General features: G+C 61.6%; 15 protein-coding genes and 2 pseudogenes. 12 read left to right on the top strand and 5 right to left on the bottom strand.

Annotation, left to right across the window (positions count from 1 at the left end; all coding sequences use genetic code 11):
* Positions 1 to 66: 66 nt before the first annotated feature.
* Positions 67 to 1,020 (bottom strand): AEC family transporter, encoded by a 954-nt coding sequence (locus tag AAG813_RS18490; RefSeq protein ID WP_341917423.1) that lies wholly within the window; start codon positions 1,018 to 1,020, stop codon positions 67 to 69.
* 133 nt (positions 1,021 to 1,153) lie between these two features.
* On the opposite strand from AAG813_RS18490, the gene AAG813_RS18485 reads away from it, so the two are divergent.
* From AAG813_RS18485 to AAG813_RS18435, 11 genes and pseudogenes are all read left to right on the top strand, one after another.
* On the top strand, positions 1,154 to 3,295 hold the full coding sequence (locus AAG813_RS18485) for a UvrD-helicase domain-containing protein (RefSeq protein WP_341917421.1): 2,142 nt from the start codon (positions 1,154 to 1,156) through the stop codon (positions 3,293 to 3,295).
* Between the two features lie 24 nt (positions 3,296 to 3,319).
* Positions 3,320 to 3,844, top strand: coding sequence for a hypothetical protein (locus AAG813_RS18480; RefSeq protein WP_341917419.1), 525 nt, complete (start codon positions 3,320 to 3,322; stop codon positions 3,842 to 3,844).
* Positions 3,838 to 5,052, top strand: a complete 1,215-nt coding sequence (locus tag AAG813_RS18475) for a phospholipase A (protein ID WP_341917417.1) — start codon at positions 3,838 to 3,840, stop codon at positions 5,050 to 5,052. Before AAG813_RS18480 ends, AAG813_RS18475 begins: the two co-directional genes overlap by 7 nt.
* A 244-nt stretch (positions 5,053 to 5,296) precedes the next feature.
* The gene (gene acsA, locus AAG813_RS18470) at positions 5,297 to 7,075 is read left to right on the top strand and encodes an acetate--CoA ligase (RefSeq protein ID WP_341917415.1); all 1,779 of its coding nucleotides are present in this window, start codon (positions 5,297 to 5,299) and stop codon (positions 7,073 to 7,075) included.
* Positions 7,072 to 8,118 carry a pyruvate dehydrogenase (acetyl-transferring) E1 component subunit alpha gene (gene pdhA / locus AAG813_RS18465; protein WP_341917413.1) on the top strand — a complete coding sequence of 349 codons (1,047 nt, stop codon included), beginning with the start codon at positions 7,072 to 7,074 and terminating at the stop codon, positions 8,116 to 8,118. Before acsA ends, pdhA begins: the two co-directional genes overlap by 4 nt.
* Positions 8,118 to 9,107 (top strand): alpha-ketoacid dehydrogenase subunit beta, encoded by a 990-nt coding sequence (locus AAG813_RS18460; RefSeq protein WP_341917410.1) that lies wholly within the window; start codon positions 8,118 to 8,120, stop codon positions 9,105 to 9,107. Before pdhA ends, AAG813_RS18460 begins: the two co-directional genes overlap by 1 nt.
* A complete protein-coding gene (locus AAG813_RS18455; RefSeq protein WP_341917409.1) occupies positions 9,104 to 10,333 on the top strand; it encodes a dihydrolipoamide acetyltransferase family protein in 1,230 nt (409 codons plus the stop codon). Before AAG813_RS18460 ends, AAG813_RS18455 begins: the two co-directional genes overlap by 4 nt.
* Positions 10,330 to 10,593 (top strand): acyl carrier protein, encoded by a 264-nt coding sequence (locus tag AAG813_RS18450; RefSeq protein ID WP_341917407.1) that lies wholly within the window; start codon positions 10,330 to 10,332, stop codon positions 10,591 to 10,593. Before AAG813_RS18455 ends, AAG813_RS18450 begins: the two co-directional genes overlap by 4 nt.
* Positions 10,594 to 10,887: 294 nt before the next feature.
* A complete protein-coding gene (locus AAG813_RS18445; RefSeq protein WP_341917406.1) occupies positions 10,888 to 12,249 on the top strand; it encodes an integrase family protein in 1,362 nt (453 codons plus the stop codon).
* A 68-nt stretch (positions 12,250 to 12,317) separates the two neighbouring features.
* A pseudogene (locus AAG813_RS18440) lies at positions 12,318 to 12,672 on the top strand (MotA/TolQ/ExbB proton channel family protein); the annotation flags it as partial.
* Positions 12,673 to 12,695: 23 nt separating this feature from the next.
* Positions 12,696 to 13,108 (top strand): annotated as a pseudogene (locus AAG813_RS18435) (biopolymer transporter ExbD).
* A gap of 243 nt (positions 13,109 to 13,351) precedes the next feature.
* On the opposite strand, the gene AAG813_RS18430 reads toward AAG813_RS18435, so the two are convergent.
* From AAG813_RS18430 to AAG813_RS18415, 4 genes are all read right to left on the bottom strand, one after another.
* The gene (locus AAG813_RS18430) at positions 13,352 to 14,278 is read right to left on the bottom strand and encodes a hypothetical protein (RefSeq protein WP_341917405.1); all 927 of its coding nucleotides are present in this window, start codon (positions 14,276 to 14,278) and stop codon (positions 13,352 to 13,354) included.
* A 110-nt stretch (positions 14,279 to 14,388) separates the two neighbouring features.
* On the bottom strand, positions 14,389 to 15,558 hold the full coding sequence (locus AAG813_RS18425) for a hypothetical protein (protein WP_341917403.1): 1,170 nt from the start codon (positions 15,556 to 15,558) through the stop codon (positions 14,389 to 14,391).
* 258 nt (positions 15,559 to 15,816) lie between these two features.
* Complete coding sequence (locus tag AAG813_RS18420; RefSeq protein WP_341917402.1) at positions 15,817 to 17,082, bottom strand: DUF3987 domain-containing protein; 1,266 nt, start codon at positions 17,080 to 17,082, stop codon at positions 15,817 to 15,819.
* 203 nt (positions 17,083 to 17,285) lie between these two features.
* On the bottom strand, positions 17,286 to 17,483 hold the full coding sequence (locus tag AAG813_RS18415; RefSeq protein ID WP_300569277.1) for a DNA-binding protein: 198 nt from the start codon (positions 17,481 to 17,483) through the stop codon (positions 17,286 to 17,288).
* 167 nt (positions 17,484 to 17,650) lie between these two features.
* Between AAG813_RS18415 and AAG813_RS18410 the strand changes: the two genes are divergently transcribed.
* Positions 17,651 to 18,673 carry a hypothetical protein gene (locus AAG813_RS18410; protein ID WP_341917399.1) on the top strand — a complete coding sequence of 341 codons (1,023 nt, stop codon included), beginning with the start codon at positions 17,651 to 17,653 and terminating at the stop codon, positions 18,671 to 18,673.
* Positions 18,674 to 18,784 lie beyond the last annotated feature (111 nt).

Genomic DNA, 18,784 nt, shown 5'->3' with positions numbered 1-18,784 from the left:
GCGGGCCGGCGGAGCCGGACCCGCGGCCCCTGCTGGTACGGGGACAAGCGGGTGACTCGCCTGCGTTCAGGTCAGCAGCGCCACCGCAGCCGAGAAACTGAAAAATGCCAGCACCGTGGACACCAGAATGATGCGGGCGATGCGGCCGTTGTTGGCGCCGAAACGTTCGGCCAGCAGCGACACATTGCTGGCGCTCGGCAGGGCGGCCACCAGCACGATGACCGTCAGGGCAAACGGCTGCAGCGGCACGCCGAGCTGGATGGCGCCCAAGCCCACCAGCCCGACCAGCAGCGGGTGCAGGACCAGCTTGAGGAGCGCCACCGGCACATAGTCCCTCAGGGGGATGGTTTCCACGCTGGTCATCTGGGAGCGTGCCAGCACCGCGCCTATGGTGAACAGCGCAACGGGGGAGGCGGCATCGGCCAGCAGGACCACCGTCTGCAGCACCGGTGCCGGCAGGGCGAGCCCCAAGCCGGACGACAGGGCGCCCAGCAAAATGGCCCAAGGCATGGGGTTGAGCGCCACGCCCTTGAGCGCCTTTTTTGCCGCCACCTCTGCGCCATGGATGTCGGCCGAGTCCAGCCGGGACAGCGCGATACACAGCGAACTGGTGACCAGCAGGTCCACCACGATGGTGACGATGGCCGGCCCGGCCGCCTGCGCGCCCAGCAGCGCCACCAGCAGGGGCACGCCCATGAAGCCGGTGTTCGGGAAAGCTGCGACCAGCGCGCCGAAGGACGCGTCGTTCCAGCCGATGCGCCGGTTGCGCGTCACGGCAATCGTGAATGCCACCATGACCAGCGCGCACAGCAGGTACACCGCCACCAGCCCACCGTCGAGCAGCTGCGCCACCGGCGTGTTCGCGCCGAAGCGGTACAACATGCAGGGCAGCGCGAAATACAGCACAAAGGTGTTGAGACCCGGGATCGCGGCCTGCGGCAGCAGCCCGCGCCGCGCCGCCAGGTAGCCACACAGCACCAGCGCGAAGAAGGGGAAGGTGACCAGAAGAATGCTTAACACAGGACGTATTGTCACCGCCAAAGGTGCCGTCCCGCTGACTGGCTATGATGGCCCGCTTGCGCCCCTTTTTCAGCCCGCCCATGGCGGGCCGCTGCACCTGCTCCGTCCTTTCCTGCCCGCCTCTCTTCACCGCATGTCGTCCACCCCGCCCTCCGCATCGCTCCCAGCCCACGGCCTGAACCTCGCCCAGCAGGAAGCCGTCAACTACATGCACGGCCCCTGCCTGGTGCTGGCGGGCGCGGGCTCCGGCAAGACGCGGGTGATCACCCACAAGATAGGCCGTCTGATCCAGGCCGGCCTGCCGCCGCAGGAGATTGCGGCCATCACGTTCACCAACAAGGCCGCGGCGGAAATGCGCGAACGCGCCAAGAAGCTGATCGGCCAGCCCGCCCGGGGCGTGCTGATCTGCACCTTCCACGCGCTGGGCGTGCGCATGTTGCGCCAGGACGGCGAGGTGCTGGGGCTGAAAAAGCAGTTTTCCATTCTGGACAGCGACGACGTGACCAGCATCCTGAAGGACGCCGGCGGCAGCACCGACGCCGCCACGGCGCGGCAATGGCAGTGGACCATCAGCGCCTGGAAAAACAGCGGCCTGAACGCGGCTCAGGCCGAAGCCCAGGCGGCCAGCGACGAGGACCGGCTGGTGGCCCGCGTGATGGCGCGTTACGAGGAGCGCCTGACGGCCTACCAGAGCGTGGACTTTGACGACCTGATCGGGCTGCCGCTCAAGCTGCTGCGCGAGCACGACGCCGTGCGCGACAAGTGGCAGGCCTCGATGGGCCATGTGCTGGTCGACGAATACCAGGACACCAACGCCACGCAGTACGAGGTGCTCAAGCTGCTGGTCGGCGCGAGGGGCCGTTTCACCGCCGTGGGCGACGACGACCAGTCGATTTACGGCTGGCGCGGCGCCACGCTGGACAACCTGAAAAAACTGCCGCTGGACTACCCCCAGCTCAAGGTGGTCAAGCTCGAGCAGAACTACCGCTCCACCAGCGCCATCCTGCGCGCGGCCAACAACGTGATCGCGCCCAACCCCAAGCTTTTTCCCAAGACGCTGTTCAGCGAACTGGGCGAAGGCGAGCCGGTGCGCGTGGTCGACTGCGACAGCGAGGAGCATGAAGCCGAACGCGTGGTGGCGCGCATCCAGAGCCTGCGCGCCGAAGGCACGCTGCAGGCCGTGGGCGGCCAGCACAAGGAGTGGGGCGACTTCTGCGTGCTGTACCGCGCCAACCACATGGCCAAGCCGTTCGAAAAAGCCTTTCGCAAGGCGCAGATCCCCTACAAGGTCTCGGGCGGGCAGAGCTTTTTCGACCGCGCCGAGATCAAGGACCTGTGCAGCTGGATGGTGCTGATGGTCAACAACGACAACAACGCGGCCTTCATCCGCGCCATCAAGACACCCAAACGCGGCATTGGCCACACCACGCTGGGCGCGCTGAACACCTTTGCCGAGCAGTACAAGCTGAGCCTGTTCGAGTCGCTGTTCAGCAACTCCCTGAGTGCGGTGCTGCCGGCCAAGGCGGTCGGCTCGCTGCATGAGTTCGGCCGCTATCTCAACGACCTGGAATACCGCGCCAAACGCACGGTGGGCGCCGAAGACGCGCGCGCTTTCCTCACCACCTGGCTGAAGGAAATCGACTACGAAAAACACATCTACGACAGCGAGGACAGCGAGAATGTCGCCGCCGCGCGCTGGACCAACGTGATGGATTTCTGCGACTGGATGGCGCAGCGCTGCGGCGGGCAGATCGACGACAGCTCCGGCGCGGTGGTGGCCGCCGAAACCAAAACCATGCTCGAGGTGGTGCAGACGATTGCCCTGCTGTCGACCATCAGCGAACGTGAAGGTGACCAGAACGTGGTGACCCTGTCCACGCTGCACGCCGCCAAGGGGCTGGAGTGGCCGCATGTGGTGCTGGCCGGCGTGAACGAGGGCCTGCTGCCGTTCAAGCTGGAAGACGACGACGGCACAGATGCGGCCAGGACCGAGAACATCGCGCAGCGCCTCGAGGAAGAGCGCCGCCTGATGTACGTGGGCATCACCCGGGCCCAGTTCACGCTGGCGGTCAACTGGCTGCGCCGGCGAAAAAAGGGGCGCGACACCGTCGCCGGTGTCCCCAGCCGTTTTATTGCCGAGATGGGTCTCGACAAGGCCACGGTCCGGGAAGACCCGCGTGAAAAAATCAGGGCGCTGCGGGCGGAGTTTGCCAAACGCGCCGCCGACAGCGCCGAAGCCAACCAGCTCGCCGAGGCGGCGCGGGACGCTGGTTAAGCCCTTCTCTACAATGCCCACCCGATGACAACATCACTCTCGTTCAAATTTGCTCTGCTTTTTATAGCTGTCAGCGCCCTGTCCATGAAGGCTTATGGCCAGAATGCCACTCCAAACCAGCCGGGGGCGGTCACCGCCTGTCCGCCCGTCCAACAATTCAAGCCGGCGCAAATCCATGGGACCTGGCGGGTCCGGTTCACGCCGGCACCGGCAGGTTTGCCTGCGGACGCTACCCTGCAACTCCAGCGGCACGCCGAATTCAGCGAGAGCGTGGCCGGCTTCGTCAGCCGCGAGCTGGGGCCCATCACCGTCAAACCCGCCCAGGGCGGCCACGCGGCCAGGGCGCAGCTGGCCGGCGACCTCGAAGACGGCTACCTGACCCTCGACGAGTCCTCCAACGGCATCAGCATCACCGGCGCCTGGAACGGAAAAATGCTGGAAGGCAGCTGCGGAAAAACGATCACGGGCACCTGGAAAGACATGAGCAGCAGCGCGCCGCCCGACGCGCCCGAGGTGCCGTTCATATTGGAAAGGTTGTCCGGATGGTAGTCATCACCTCCCCTGAACGCAGGCGCCTGGCGGCGTCCTTGCTCTACGCAGCGCTGCTGGCCTCCGGCGCGGTGCAGGCCCAGACCGGCAGCGCCGGCCCCACCGTGCAGGAGCGCAACAACCGCCAGGGCTGGCAGGTCTGCCAGGCCATGAGCGGCGACGCCGCTGCGCAGCTGGCCTGCTTCAAGAACTGGGCGGTTTCGCAATCGCCGGCGGACACGCCGCCACCCAGCCTGACCACCGCGCCGGCCAATGCCGACACCGGGCAGAAGTCCGCCGAGGTCCTACTGCTGCCGGCCATGAACACCGAAGCCCCGGATGGCAAGAAACTCGGCTGCCGCAACACCAAGTACTCCGAGCTGTCCCGCTTCTGGGAGCTGCAGCGCGGCAGCGACTGCGACACCTTCGGCCTGCGCGGCTACCGCCCCATCAGTGTGATGTGGTCGGGATCGAACAGCGTCAACAACCAGCCGAGCTCGCCGGCGCCTGGATACTCGGCCAGCACGCCCTCCAGCTACCGGCGCGCCGAAACCCGGCTTCAGTTGTCCGTGCGCACCAAACTCGCCAAGGGCCTGCTGGCCTCGGGCGGCGACGATGAATCCGGCATCGATTCGCTGTGGTTCGGCTACACGCAGCAAAGTTACTGGCAGCTGTTCAACGGCTCGGCTTCGCGGCCGTTCCGGACCACCGACCATGAGCCCGAGCTGGTGTACATCTACCCGCACCAGATCGACCTGCCCGGCGGCTGGAAGTACCGCCTGAGCGGCCTCGGCCTGAACCACCAGTCCAACGGCCAGGGTCTGCCGCAGTCGCGCAGCTGGAACCGGGTCTACCTGATGGGCGCAGCCGAAAAGGAGCTGGGCGGCGACAGCCGGCTGGACCTGCAGGCACGCGTCTGGCAACGTGTGCGAGAACGCTCGGGCCAGGACGAAAACCCCGGCATCTCCGACTACATCGGCCGGGCCGAGCTGGCCGGCCACTGGCAGATCAACCGCACGCACTCCCTGGGCCTGACGCTGCGCCATTCGCTCAAATCCGAAGCGCGCGGATCGGCCCGGCTGGAATGGATGAAGGCATCCACCTCGATCGCCGACAGCGCCGCCCTGCGTTACCACGTGCAACTGTTCAGCGGCTACGGCGACAGCCTGGTCGACTACAACCGCCGCCGCACGGTGCTCAGCGTCGGGTTGAGCCTGGTGGACTGGTAGCGGGCTGACCAGCAGCCGGGCGGGCCGCGGGCCGCCGGAAGCCGCCGTCGTGCGTTTTTCCTCATCAAATCAGCCTCCAGCCCAACAGGGATGGGCGCATAGAGCTATTGATTTGATAGCAAGTTGCCGCCAGCGGGTGACGGTCCTCCGCAACTCCAGCGTTTGCGGTTGATCAAGGGACGCGGCGCGCAGCAGGGCTAAGCTGGCCAGCGGCTCAGCCGGAGCCGTGTTGAAGGGGAAGGCCGTGGAGAGACCCGAAGTCATCCGGAAGACGGCGCGCGATCTGCGTGTGCCGCCCAACCTGTCCAGCTACGACGCGCAATGCCGCGACTTCTCCTGGGACGCGGCCCGGCGGGCGCTGCAGGGCCTGCCCGATGGCGGCCTCAACATCGGCTTCGAAGCCGTGGACCGCCATGCCGCAGGCCCGCTGCGCGATCATGTAGCGCTGCGTTTTGTCGCGCGCCAGACCCCGGCGCTGGACCTGAGCTATAGCGAACTCGCGCGCCAGACCAACCGTTTTGCCAACGTGCTGCAGGGCCTGGGCATCGGCAAGGGCGACCGCCTGTTTGTCATGGCCGGGCGTATTCCGGCGCTGTACACGGCGGTGCTGGGCGCGCTGAAAAACGGCACGGTGGTCACGCCGATGTTTTCGGCCTTCGGGCCCGAACCGCTGGCCACACGCATCAAGCTTGGCGCCGGTCAGGTGCTGGTGACCACCGACCGGCTCTACCAGCGCAAGGTCAGAGCCCTGCGCGGGGCGATGGCCACGCTGCGCCATGTGTTGCTGGTGGCGGAAGACGGCGGCATCACGAACGAGCCGGACACGCTGGACCTGGCCACGCTGATGCACCAGGCCTCCGATGTCTTCACCACGGTGGCGACCACACCGGAAGACCCCGCCTTGCTGCATTTCACCAGCGGCACCACCGGCACGCCCAAGGGCGCCATCCATGTGCATGGCGCGGTGGTCGCCCACCATGCCACCGGCCTTTACGCGCTCGACCTGCACCCCGGCGACCGCTACTGGTGCACCGCCGACCCGGGCTGGGTCACCGGCACCTCTTACGGCATCATCGCGCCACTGCTGCATGGCGTGACCTCGCTGATCGACCGCGAGGAGTTCGACGCCGAACGCTGGTACGGCCTGCTGGCGCAGGAGCGCATCAGCGTCTGGTACACCGCGCCCACGGCGATCCGCATGCTGATGAAGTCCGGCCTGGCTGCGGCGCAAACGCACAGCTTCCCCGATTTGCGTTTTGTCGCCAGCGTCGGCGAGCCGCTGAACCCCGAGGCCGTCTGGTGGGGCCAGCAGGCGCTCGGCCTTCCGATTCACGACAACTGGTGGCAAACCGAAACCGGCGGCATCATGATCGCCAACACGCCGGCCTTCGACATCAAGCCCGGCTCCATGGGGCGGCCACTGCCCGGCATCACCGCCTGCGTCGTCGAACACCTCGAAGCCGAGGGCGAGCCGCCGCGCGTACGCGTCATCGACACCCCTGACACGGAAGGTGAACTGGCGCTCAAGGCCGGCTGGCCGTCGATGTTTCGCGGCTACCTCAACAACGAGGCGCGTTACCGCAAGTGTTTTGCCGGTGACCTCTACCTCACGGGCGACCTGGCGCGGGTGGAGGCTGACGGCTACTACTGGTTTGTGGGACGCAGTGATGACGTCATCAAGTCGGCCGGCCACCTGATCGGCCCCTTCGAAGTTGAAAGTGTGCTGATGGAACATCCGGCCGTGGCCGAAGCCGGCGTGATCGGCAAGCCCGACCCGGTGGTCGGCGAGGTGGTCAAGGCGTTTGTCTCGCTCAAGGACGGGCACGTGCCCGACGAGGCCCTGCGCATGGACATCCTCGCGCACGCCCGCAAGCGCCTGGGCGCGGCGGTGGCGCCCAAGGAGATTGCCTTTTTGCCCGTGCTGCCGCGCACTCGCAGCGGCAAGATCATGCGCCGCCTGCTCAAGGCGCGTGAACTCGGCCTGCCCGAAGGCGACACCTCGACGCTGGAGGGGGGCGCATGAACACGCGCGCCGACGGGCCGTCCCCAGGGGCAAGCAGCCTCCCCGTGCCCGCACCGCCCAGCGGCCCGGTGCCCTGGGCCAAGGCCTTGTCCCTGAACATGCTGGCCGACATGCTGCGCATCCGCCGCATGGAGGAAAAGTGTGCCGAGCTGTACGGCCAGCAGAAGATCCGCGGCTTTCTGCACCTGTACATCGGCGAGGAGGCGGTGGCCACCGGCGCCCTGCACGCACTGCAAGCCCAGGACAACGTGGTGGCGACCTACCGCGAGCATGGCCATGCGCTGCTGCGCGGCGTGCGGATGGACGCCATCATGGCCGAGATGTATGGCAAGCAGGAGGGCTGTTCGCGCGGGCGTGGCGGCTCCATGCATTTGTTTGACCGCGCCCGGCGATTTTATGGCGGCAACGCGATTGTGGGCGGCGGGCTGCCGCTGGCGGCGGGGCTGGCGCTGGCCGACAAAATGCTCCCGCGCCCCGCGCTGACCGCCTGCTTCTTTGGCGAAGGCGCGATGGCCGAGGGCGCCTTTCACGAAGCGGCCAACCTCGCCGCCTTGTGGCAGTTGCCGGTGCTGTTTTGCTGCGAGAACAACCTGTACGCCATGGGCACGGCGCTGGCGCGCTCCGAATCCCAGACCGATCTCTGTGTGAAGGCCGCGTCGTATGGCATGGCCACCGTGCGTGTTGACGGAATGGATGTGGTGGCCGTGCACGAGGCGGTGAAAGGCGCCGCGCAGCAGGTGCGCGAGGGCAGTTGCCCGGTGTTCGTGGAACTGCAGACCTACCGTTTTCGTGCCCACTCGATGTTCGACCCCGACCTGTACCGTGACAAGGCCGAGGTCGAAGCCTGGAAAACGCGTGGCCCCATCCACACCTTCACGGCACGACTGAAGGCCCAGGGCAGCCTGACCGAAGAAGAGTTTCTGGCGCTGGATGCTGCGGCCCAGGCCGAGGTGGACGCGGCCGTGGCGTTTGCCGAAGCCGGCAGCTGGGAACCGCTTGAAGATCTGCTGCGTGACGTGCACACGCCCGAAGGAGCCACCTGATGGGCCGCCGCATCACCTACCGCGAAGCCTTGCGGGAAGCCTTGCGCGAAGCCCTGCAGTCCGACCCGCGCGTCTTCTTGATGGGCGAAGACGTCGGCCGCTACGGCGGCACCTATGCAGTGTCCAAGGGTCTGCTGGCCGAGTTCGGCTCCGAACGCATCCGCGACACGCCGCTGTCCGAGCTCGGCTTCGTCGGCGCCGGCATAGGCGCCGCGCTGGGCGGCATGCGGCCGGTGGTCGAGGTCATGACGGTCAATTTCAGCCTGCTGGCGCTTGACCCCATCGTCAACACGGCAGCCATGCTTCGCCACATGTCGGGCGGGCAGTTTTCGGTCCCGATCGTGATTCGCATGGCCACCGGCGCCGGCCGCCAGGTGGCGGCCCAGCACTCGAACAGCTTCGAAGGCTGGTATGCCCATGTGCCGGGCCTCAGGGTGCTCGCACCGGCCACGGTGGAAGATGCACGCGGCATGCTGGCGCTGGCGCTGGCCGACCCGGACCCGGTGCTGATCTTCGAACACGCGCAGCTCTACAACCTGGAAGGCGAGCTGCCCGAGGATGGATCGCCGGCGCTGGACATCTGCAGCGCGCGGGTGCGCCGCCCGGGCACCGACGTGAGCCTGATCACCCACGGCGGCAGCCTGCCCAAGGTGTTGCAGGCAGCGCAGGAACTGGCCGCACTCGGGATTTCCGCCGAGGTGATCGACCTGCGCGTGCTGCGCCCGCTCGATGACGCGACGCTGATGGCCTCGGTCCGCAAATGTCGCCGCGCAGTGGTGGTGGACGAAAGCTGGCGCTCGGGCAGCCTGGCGGCCGAGCTCATGGCGCGCATCATGGAGCAGGCCTTCTTTGACCTCGACGCCCCGCCGGTGCGTGTGTGCAGCGAGGAGGTGCCGATTCCGTACGCCCGTCACATGGAAGAGGCCGCGCTGCCGCAGGTGCCGAAAATCGTGGCCGCCGCACGCACCTTGTTCGGGAGCACCTCATGATCGAGTTCAAGCTGCCCTCGCTGGGCGCCGACATGGACGAAGGCACGTTGCTCTCCTGGCAGGTGAAACCGGGCGATGCCGTCAAGCGCGGCCAGGTGGTGGCCGTGGTGGACACCTCCAAGGCAGCGGTCGATGTCGAGAGCTGGCAGGACGGTGTGGTGGCCGAGCTGCTGGTGCAAGCCGGCGAGAAAGTGCCGGTGGGCACCGTGCTGGCCACGCTGCTGGCACCCGGCGAGGTGGCCGCACCTGCAGGAGCCCCGGCACCTGCAACCGGGCCGCTCAGTGCACCCGCCGCCCTGCCACAGCCCGTCACACCACAAGTGAAGGAAAGTCCACAACCCACCGTGACAACACGGCAGCCGGTGTCGCCTGCCGCGCGCAAACGCGCGAAGGAACTCGGTCTCGATCCCGACACCCTGCGGGGTAGCGGGCCGCAGGGCACGGTCACGCTGGCCGACATCGAGGTCGCAGCAGCGGCCCGTGTGCCGTCTGCACCAGCAGCCAGCGCGCCAGACCGCCAGAAGGACATGCGCAAGGCCATTGCCGCGGCGATGAGCCGTTCCAAGCGCGAGATTCCGCATTACTACCTGAGCGACACCATTCCCATGGCCGCCGCGCTCGCCTGGCTGCAACAGCGCAACGAGGGCGTGGCGATCACCGAACGCATGTTGCCCGCCGTGCTGCTGCTGCACGCGGTGGCCGTGGCCTTGCGGCGCGCACCGCAGCTCAATGGTTTCTATCGCGACGGTGCGTTCCAGCCCTCCACGGCCGTGCATGCCGGCGTGGCGATTTCGCTGCGCGGCGGCGGGCTGGTGGCGCCTGCAGTCCACGACGTGGGCGCCAAACCGCTGGTGCAGCTCATGCACGAACTGGCCGATCTGGTCCGGCGCGCGCGGGCCGGCTCGCTGCGCAGTTCCGAGATGAGTGATCCGACCCTCACCGTGACGAATCTGGGCGACCAGAGTGTGGAGACGGTCTTCGGCGTGATCTACCCGCCGCAGGTGGCGCTGGTGGGCTTCGGCAGTTTGGCCGTGCGCCCCTGGGTGCAGGACGGCAAGGTCTGCGCGCTGCCGCTGCTCACGGCCACGCTCGCCGCCGATCACCGCGCCTCAGACGGCCACCAGGGCGCCCTGTTCCTGGCCGAACTGCGTGAGCTGTTGCAGCAGCCTCAGGCACTGGCCGACAACATCGCGCCAGCGCCGGACCAGGAAGGAGGCCAGCCATGACAAACGACCGCACGGCCCTGGCCGCCACCGTGCTCGGCATCCTGCGCTCGATTGCACCGGAAGTGGAACCCGACACCCTCGACCCCACCCGCCCGCTGCGCCATCAGGTCGATCTGGACTCCATGGACTGGCTCAACTTCCTGGTGGCGCTGCACGAGCGCCTGGGCGTCAACATCCCGGAGGCGGACTACGCCCAGCTGGTGACCCTCGACAATGTGCTCGACTACCTTCTGGCCAGACTCGGGGCCACAGATGCCTGAAACACCGGCCCGGAAACGAAAAAGCCCTTGAATCCGTTAGGAATCAAGGGCTTGCACGTCTGGTGGCCTGGGGCGGAATCGAACCACCGACACAAGGATTTTCAATCCTAACAAAAGCACAGTTCATTAAGATAGATCACGGTTGATTTTTCATCCGAATCTTAGCCAAGTTATTGTTTTAATTCAATATTTCATATTTTTTTTGTTTCTCAATAGTTGATATGGATTGATCCAGAAACCAATAATTTGCCTACATGACGCCTACACGGCGCCTACATGGGCTAGCATCTCTAGATGTCTGAAAATATCAAAGCAGCCTTCACCATATCCCGCGTAGATGGATTTACGTGCCCACCCAGAAAACAACAAAAAATCTTCTGGGACGCGAAAACGCCAGGTTTTGGCGTTCGAGTTACGGCTGCCCGTGCCAAATCCTTCATATTTGAAGGTCGCCTCTACGGCAAGACGATTCGCCTTACTGTTGGAGACGTGCGGACTTGGGAGCTAGGCAAGGCCAGGATTGAGGCGAGCCGGCTAAAGGCTCTGATAGATGGGGGCATTGATCCACGCGAGCATCGAATCGAGCAACAAGTTGCTCATGAACAACGCCAAACTGAAGCCCAGCGTAGAAGCTTCACTTTCGGCGAGGTTTGGGACTTATACGTCGAAAGTCGTAAAGCTACGTGGAGCAAGCTGCACTATCGAGACCATGTCCGACACGCAGCTGAAGGTGGCCACCCTAAAGGGCGAGGCGTTGGCTTGACACAACCAGGTTCGCTGTCGGCGTTACGGCACCGGAAGCTTTCCGAACTTCACGGAGAACTCATCAGCGAGTGGCTTGCGCGAGACGCCGCGCTGAGGCCTACATCTGCCGCACTCTCGTACCGGCTACTTCGCGCATTTATAAGATGGTGTGGCGACACTCCGACATACAGGGGCCTCATTCCGGAGGACGCCTATCAGGCTCGCGCCGTGCGTGATGCGCTGCCACGAGTAAGAGCCAAAGACGGAGACTCTTTGCAGCGGGAGCAGCTAGCTTTGTGGTTTAAGGCCGTCCAGGCACTGCCAAACCGCGTAACTTCCGTATACCTACAGGGGCTACTCATCACAGGCGCCCGACGCGAGGAGCTCGCAGCACTGCGCTGGGATACAGATGTTGATCTCAAGTGGCGAAGCATGACTTTGAATGACAAAGTCGAAGGCACTGGGGGTCGTATCATCCCTATGCCGCCCTACTTGGCCACACTCTTCAGTGAACTGCGGCGTCTAAATGAAATGCCCCCGTCTCCTCGGAGGCTCAAACTTTTAAAAGAGCGCGGGCTAACTTGGACACCCTCTCCGTGGGTTTTCCCTAGCCTGACCGCAGCAGACGGAAAGATTGCCGAGCCCCGCGCGGCGCATTTGAAAGCTTTGCAGGCAGAAGATCTTCCTCACATCACACTCCACGGACTCCGTCGATCGTTCGGAACTTTGGCCGAATGGTGCGAGGTACCGGTTGGCGTCGTCGCGCAAATACAGGGCCACAAGCCCTCTGCGATTGCAGAAAAACACTACCGCCGACGTCCACTCGATTTGCTCCGCAAATGGCACGATCAAATCGAGGAGTGGATGCTCAATGAAGCGGGCGTCAAATGGCGGCCTGAAATCGTCAGCTAGTTTGACAGTGCCCATCCTGGGCAGAAGAATGTTTCCACGCTGGAGATAATGCGCTCGTCTAAAGTACGTCCGGCTTGGCCATCCTCGCCTCGGTCGATTCGACCGCGCCTTTCATCGGCGTGTTCGGCACGGTCTGGGGCATCTACCGCGCAGCTGGCCATCCGCACAGCCGGCCAGGCAACCGCCGACAAGGTGGCCGGCCCGATCGGTGAGTCGTTGATCATGACGGCGCTGGGCCTGGCCGTGGCGAGTCCCGCGGTGCTCGGCCACAACGCGCTGGTACGCCGCAACAATGGTGTGCCGCAAGAACTCAACCGCTTTGCGCACGAGCTCCACGTTTACTTCGTGACCGCCGCGCGCGTCGGCAACGGCAGCCCGGCCAAGGCTTTACCGATGAAAAAACCTGAGCCCGGCCGGATCTGATTACCCCAACACCGAGACGCACCATGGGTTTTGGAAGCCAAGACTACACCGACGATGTCATGAACGAGATCAACATGACGCCCCTGGTGGACGTGATAATGGTCTGCCGGTCATCTTCATCATCACCGTGCCGGTGATGGAACACGCGGTCAACATCGACCTGCCGCGCGCCACCAGCGAGGCGCAGGACAGTAGGCCGGAAACCGTTCACTTCACCGTGGACGCCCAGGACAGTTACTACCTCAACGAAGCGCCGGTGGCCGGCACCGAACTGCCGCCGCGCTTCCAGGCCGCGGCGGCACAAAATACGCAACCCGAGCTGCACATCCGCAGCGACAAGACGGTGCGTCAAGAACGTGCGGCACAGGTCATGGCGGCGGCACAGGTGTCGGACATGCGCAAGATCGGTTTCGTCACCGAGCCAAACGCCCTCTGAGACGGATGGGGGCGACTTCCGTAATAAAACGAGAGTTACTTCCCATGACTTCGTCTTACGTGCCGTGACTTTTCCATGACTCTGTGCGGCTACACAAACCGTGGCAACGGCAGATAAATCGCTTTGCCTCCATGGAAATAGGTACGTGAGCCCACACAGTAACGAATGAACCGACCAATTAAAGATGCTAAATCCGCGCTTGGCTCAGTAAGCGCTTACGACCAGGGAAACAACAAAGTGCTTCTAGAAGGATTCTTTTGGAGCCCCTGCATTTTTTGCAGCGATCAAAAGTTTTAGAGCTTTGCTCACCTCTTTCGCTTCCGCTTGCGCGCACTTGAAGTAACCTCGAACATCTGCGACGCGAGTGCCTTTAAGAAACCCATCTTCCAACGCCTCCAAGGCACAAGCAGCTCGCTCAGCCACTCGACCCTCTGCTTGCCCGGCAACTGCCGCCTCTATGGCCGGACTCTGTAACTCATTTGTTACCTCATGCACGCCACGTTCGGTCCCAGGTGGTTTCCGCAAGTCCTTCGCGTTAAGAAGAACGGTCCATAGAACACACCCCAAGCCTTCCAGCAAGATAGCCATCGCGATTGCGAGCAGCAACTCCAAGGCGGCAGGCGGAACACCCACCATTTTTGCTGCGGTACTAATGCCGACCTGGCTACGACTTTTCTCGCTAGCCTCCAGCGCCGCCTTGAACGCAGCTTCGCGCGATTTGGCTTCCTCGATCTTCTGATCAGCCACGCCAATGTCACGGCGCACCACTTCAGTGCTCCGGTCTCTCCAGTGGCAAGAAGTCGAGCAGGGCATACGCTCAGTGCGTATTAGCTTACGCTCAAGCTCAGCCCTCTCGGCCATTAGTTGCGAAACGGGAACGCTCCCGCTGCTGTTCTTGACAACAGGTGATCGTTGGTAACCTCGAGCCGACTGCTGATCTGCAATATAAAGGCCATGTATCAGGATCGATAGTAACAAGCAAGACAGCGCCAGCGGCGTGGCGACCAAACGGTAGATCCCGCAAGGCATCAATCCAATGAGCAAGTGTCCCGCAACAACAACCGCTGCGAACAGTGCCGAGAACAAAATTCGCGTTTCGCCAGAGCTTCCGAACGCTTGACCCGCATGGACGGCTAAAACGACAGACAGTGCGGTAATACTCAGCGCCATGGCAAGGGTTAGGGCGGCTCTCATTATCCGGGCCCCGCGCGAGCCGAGAGCTATCCACATGGGGCGACCACCACCAATGGCTGGGGAAAAAGTTTGGTCGAAAATCGTTTTCACCATTTTGCGCCTTGACTAGTGGTGGTGATCGAAACAAGCTGAGCAACCTTCACACGTGGCGCGCCGCCCTTTTTCGGGTCGCGCTGGGGGGGCTGCATCTTGCCAAAGATGTTGGTCATTGCCTTCGGCAACATGGGCACCATTTGCTCCGTTTTTGCAAGGTAGCGCAGGAGCTGACGAAGGTTGTTGCGCTTGGCCGTCTGATAATGTTCGATGTTGCCGATCCCGCAGCGCACGTGGTTCTCCTTCCACGACAAATTACTGTTGTGCGCCCAGCCAAGCCCGTTAGTAACCATTTTCCAGCGCTCTCCAAGCAACTGACCCTTGTGCGCGTGCTTTTGCTCCTCGGCGCCATCAAAGAAGAACACTGCGTGCAGGTGATAGCCGGTATACGGGGCATACTCGATGCACCAGGCATAGCCAATCATGTGCTCAAACAATTCGGGAGCCGTCTTTTTTTTTCCGAAGAAAGCCACGCGGTAATGCTGAAGTTCATCGAAAGAAACAAGGCCATCGGACATCATGTCGGCCTGCAGTTCACAGCCTTCTTCAAAGGTGAGCGCGTTTGTTAGCGCCAATTTGGATTGTTCAATTAGGTGCGCGTCGATCTCCTCCGACGTGAGTATCTGCTTTCTGAGGTAGAAACTGCAAAACACAACCATGCAGCGGGCGCGTGCTTCGAAGCAAGCTGCTTCCAGCCTCATAAAGCTCTCGCTGGCCTTCACGTACTTGCTCTTCCAGTCGGCCTGGCGCTTATAAACTTTAGTGTCGGTCGCCGTCCTGCGAAGCGTTAGGACGAAGTCAAGCGACTCCTGATGGACATGTTTGCCCGTGATCGGACAGATATCGAAGGGTGCCATGCCGGCGCAGCTCCGAATCGGATGGCTTTTGTAGACGTCTAAAAACAGTTCGAGGAAAGGCTCGAACTGCCGGTCAGGGCGCCAGATCAATGCACACATGGGAAGACGCTTCATCATCTCGCCGACCTTCGTCCTACGCAGCCGTCCCGTCCTTGTCGGGATGAAGGGCTCCTCGTCGCTTCTCAAGATGGTTTTGACTGTCTCATGGGCCACATAGGGATGGGTTTCGCTGGCTCCAATCAGGATCTGACGTCCGTCAGCGCAATGATACGTATGGGTATTATCAAGTTGGGTTAGTTTGCTCATTTTCATTTCCTTTGCGCAATATGCGGTGACAGGGGTGTCGCCCAATGGGGTTCCCCACCACTGATCACACGGTTTGGCTAATAAGCCTTTGCAGGCAGTGATGCTTCTGTAGATATTTCTATCACTCTAATAACCAGAACTTCCTTGCGTCTTGAACCGCTATGTGACGGCTCTCAAGGATCGGCAATGCCGTCTATGCCGCTGATTTTTTGGTCTGTTCACCACGCACAGTTTTCCGACTGAGGTGTCGCTGTGCTGTCAAGATTTGGGCCACTTAAATCTCATATTGATCGTGTGAAGAAAAAGGCAATCGCCATCGACCATGGCCTTGTTCTGTCGGCATAGTGTTGGAAGCGCAGACTTAAATCTCGCGACGGTCAATCCGGCATTTGCCACAACGCGAGTGAGTTGTGATATGCGGAGATTGGTGCCCCATTGCCGCGAATGGAACAAAAGCCAATGCTCCAGGTCTGCGGCGTCCTCCTCTTGGCGTGTCAGCTTTGGTGCCACATAGGTCATGGCCTCAAAGCTGCGCATGTTGACAAGGTCGCGACGCACCGCGTTCTCGAGCATTTCGAAGGTAATGCAACCATCGCTCCCGTATAGAAAGTAGTGACGGGACGCTGCCCTCCGCAGGCTGCGCCATGGATGGCGTAAGGCATAAGCTTGTAGATGCTGACGGCCAGCGCTTGACGCCATCACTCGCGACTGGCGAACAATTTCGAAGTAGAACGCTTTAGCTGATGGGTCGAGCTTCAGTACAGGGCGGCAGACTATTCCGCCGAGATAGCGTTCGATGGTGTTTTCTACTACCTCGATCAGGCGTTGGTGGACTTTTTTCATGCCCGGAATTTCAGTGATGTTCGCTTCAAGGGTTGCCATGAGCACTCCACTCGGGTCTAGGCGCCATTCGCAGCGGTCTGCTAGGCCATGCATCAGAGCACCTGATCCGATTCGGGTAAGGATCGGGCCAGAGTAATGCCTTTGCACAAGCAGTGACACCCAATTACGCGTGTGCCTCTTGATGCGCGCGCGACCAGCACCAACCCTGACATTGTTCATCTCCTCGGCACTGCTAATCTTTACGCCGATATTTGCCGACGTACCGAAGAGTTGCTGCAGCATGGGGCCACCATCCGGGCTCAGCATCGAGTGGTTAGGGTACTCTGAGAGCTCTTTAACTAAAGCCTCGCGTGAGACGTTGTCGTGCTGGCGAATTGCCTCGGCAGCCGCTGGATTTTCTTGCGCCGCAGCATCGATGGTGTCTCTTACTACGTGCAGATAGGCACCGGCGACCGTGGACTTTCCTGTACAAGGCTCCCCCTCGTGCACGATAATGTTTCCAGTGGGTCCGACGTCACCGTGCGGCGATTCGACGTCCACCTGGAACTGGGAAATATCGCACACCGTATCGCTCATCGTACTTACGATGTAGGGATTGAGTCCGATCCCGACTGCATTTCGGTCAGCTTCCGCCAGGAAGTTGTCCCCTTCAAAAAACGGGTTCAACAAAGAACTTTCCATATATATCTCCAACTTTCGTAATCATTAAGGTTTTGCCAACGCGTTCTATCGCTGTTGAAGCTATCAGGCTCAGGTAGTGCAATTAGAATCAAGGCAGGTAGATGAGGGGCCCCTCATTGCCGTTATGGCAAGTCCTGCGGCACTGTGACAATTGAGCTGAAGTCGGCGGCCGATTTCCTGGTAAATCGGAGCCGATGGTGCCTCTAGCCTTCGCGGTTCGCCAAAACTTGGCAGTTGGGCCAAGCGAGGCGGCCGTTCGCAAGTTTTCGCGCGGCGACGCCGTGATACGTTCCCGTCTGGCAACGGCGCTTAATGACGGTCTGCGGTTCGACGAAATTCAGGTTGGCGAATTCCTCTGTGCTGAGAGGGTGGTCTCCCTTCGGGTTAGTTTTGGTGTCCATGGCATGCTCCTAAAGGCCGCGAAATCCATTACGAGAAATTCGGTTGAGTTGATGTTCGCGACTGAGCACAATTAGAGGTTTTCTGCCCTGCTGGAAAAAGGGGCCAACGGGAGGGGGTTCTCGGCACCTATACTTTAGTATTACTTTTTTTTGAGGGAGAGGTAAGTTTGACCGAGGCTAAATATCCAGATTCCCTTTACTCATATCTGCACAACAGCGTCAGTAAAGCTCTTTCCTTGGAGTACGGCATACGTGCGTCCAAGCAGATTAATGAGCAGGAGATGAACGAGTTGAAAGAATGGGAAGTGCTGCTGCGCGAGTATTGGCAGGCTGCGGGAGCTTCGGAGGATGAGATATTGGATTCCAACCTCTTGGAGTACGCGTGGGATCTGATTCAGTTTGGCTACCCACTTGGTGAGACGCACGGCAAGTGGCTCCACCCCGAAATTGCAGCTCTTCGTGCAAAGGCGCTTTATGAGTTGCCAGGCGCGTACATCGAACAGCGTCACCTGCTAAATATCCCGGCCGCACGCTTCTTCCGGATCGCAGATTTGATGGCGGGTGCAGATATCGATTCGATGATCAAGACGGTTGTCGACAAGCTTGGCGCGGTAAGAAAGCTTGAGAAGAAAAGTGTCACTTCCCTCGACCAGTACTCAGGGATCACGTTCCGGGCACCTGTAACCGTTCATCCTGCATTCCATCAATCTGGAACCTTAAGAAACGGCCGTCCATCTGTGTCTATTTCGGTAGAGCTGGATGGGAACCTTGACGAGGCCGATTGGGAGCGCGCGTTTAAGAATTTCCAATATCGTTACGCTGTGTTGCGTGAGGCGGCTTTAGGCCAAAGCGAAAGAGGATCTGTCACAAGAAAGTTAATTCAAAGCTTTCTAGAGTGGGATTACAAAGGGGCGAACTATGAGTACCCTATTACCAACCACAAGCAAATCGTTCCGTCGCTCATTGGCCTTAAGGTTTGGGATCTACGCAATGTAGATAAACGGAAGGTCGTCGACGCGGTTGCCGCTGGGGCGCGAATCTATAACCCAAAAGATGACACTGGCAGCCAATCGAATATCCAGGACATGTACAAGCTGGCGTCAAAACGGATTAACGCCAAAATTGATAAATTTCGAACTGCTCATTTGAAGTGTAAGCGTCTGCTCTGCACCCTCTTGAGAGTGGGCTAAGTATTGTCCAAGATGGTGCCCACCAAGTAGTAGAAGGTGGGCACCATGTCAGAGCTGGTTGAGGGGTCGAGAGTTGTAAAGATTGGGCCCACGGGCAGGCCCGTGTACGCA

This window comes from Polaromonas sp. YR568, assembly GCF_943371715.1.
Lineage (GTDB): Bacteria > Pseudomonadota > Gammaproteobacteria > Burkholderiales > Burkholderiaceae_C > Polaromonas.
This window is presented reverse-complemented; position numbering and strand designations above follow the sequence as displayed.

Excerpts from the sequence above, each read along its gene's own strand:
- AAG813_RS18485 (WP_341917421.1), top strand. The coding sequence starts at position 1,154 with ATGTCGTCCACCCCGCCCTCCGCATCGCTCCCAGCCCACGGCCTGAAC.
- AAG813_RS18480 (WP_341917419.1), top strand. The coding sequence starts at position 3,320 with ATGACAACATCACTCTCGTTCAAATTTGCTCTGCTTTTTATAGCTGTC.
- AAG813_RS18475 (WP_341917417.1), top strand. The coding sequence starts at position 3,838 with ATGGTAGTCATCACCTCCCCTGAACGCAGGCGCCTGGCGGCGTCCTTG.
- pdhA (WP_341917413.1), top strand. The coding sequence starts at position 7,072 with ATGAACACGCGCGCCGACGGGCCGTCCCCAGGGGCAAGCAGCCTCCCC.
- AAG813_RS18460 (WP_341917410.1), top strand. The coding sequence starts at position 8,118 with ATGGGCCGCCGCATCACCTACCGCGAAGCCTTGCGGGAAGCCTTGCGC.
- AAG813_RS18455 (WP_341917409.1), top strand. The coding sequence starts at position 9,104 with ATGATCGAGTTCAAGCTGCCCTCGCTGGGCGCCGACATGGACGAAGGC.
- AAG813_RS18450 (WP_341917407.1), top strand. The coding sequence starts at position 10,330 with ATGACAAACGACCGCACGGCCCTGGCCGCCACCGTGCTCGGCATCCTG.
- AAG813_RS18445 (WP_341917406.1), top strand. The coding sequence starts at position 10,888 with ATGTCTGAAAATATCAAAGCAGCCTTCACCATATCCCGCGTAGATGGA.
- AAG813_RS18430 (WP_341917405.1), bottom strand. The coding sequence starts at position 14,278 with ATGGCGCTGAGTATTACCGCACTGTCTGTCGTTTTAGCCGTCCATGCG.
- AAG813_RS18425 (WP_341917403.1), bottom strand. The coding sequence starts at position 15,558 with ATGAGCAAACTAACCCAACTTGATAATACCCATACGTATCATTGCGCT.
- AAG813_RS18420 (WP_341917402.1), bottom strand. The coding sequence starts at position 17,082 with ATGGAAAGTTCTTTGTTGAACCCGTTTTTTGAAGGGGACAACTTCCTG.
- AAG813_RS18415 (WP_300569277.1), bottom strand. The coding sequence starts at position 17,483 with ATGGACACCAAAACTAACCCGAAGGGAGACCACCCTCTCAGCACAGAG.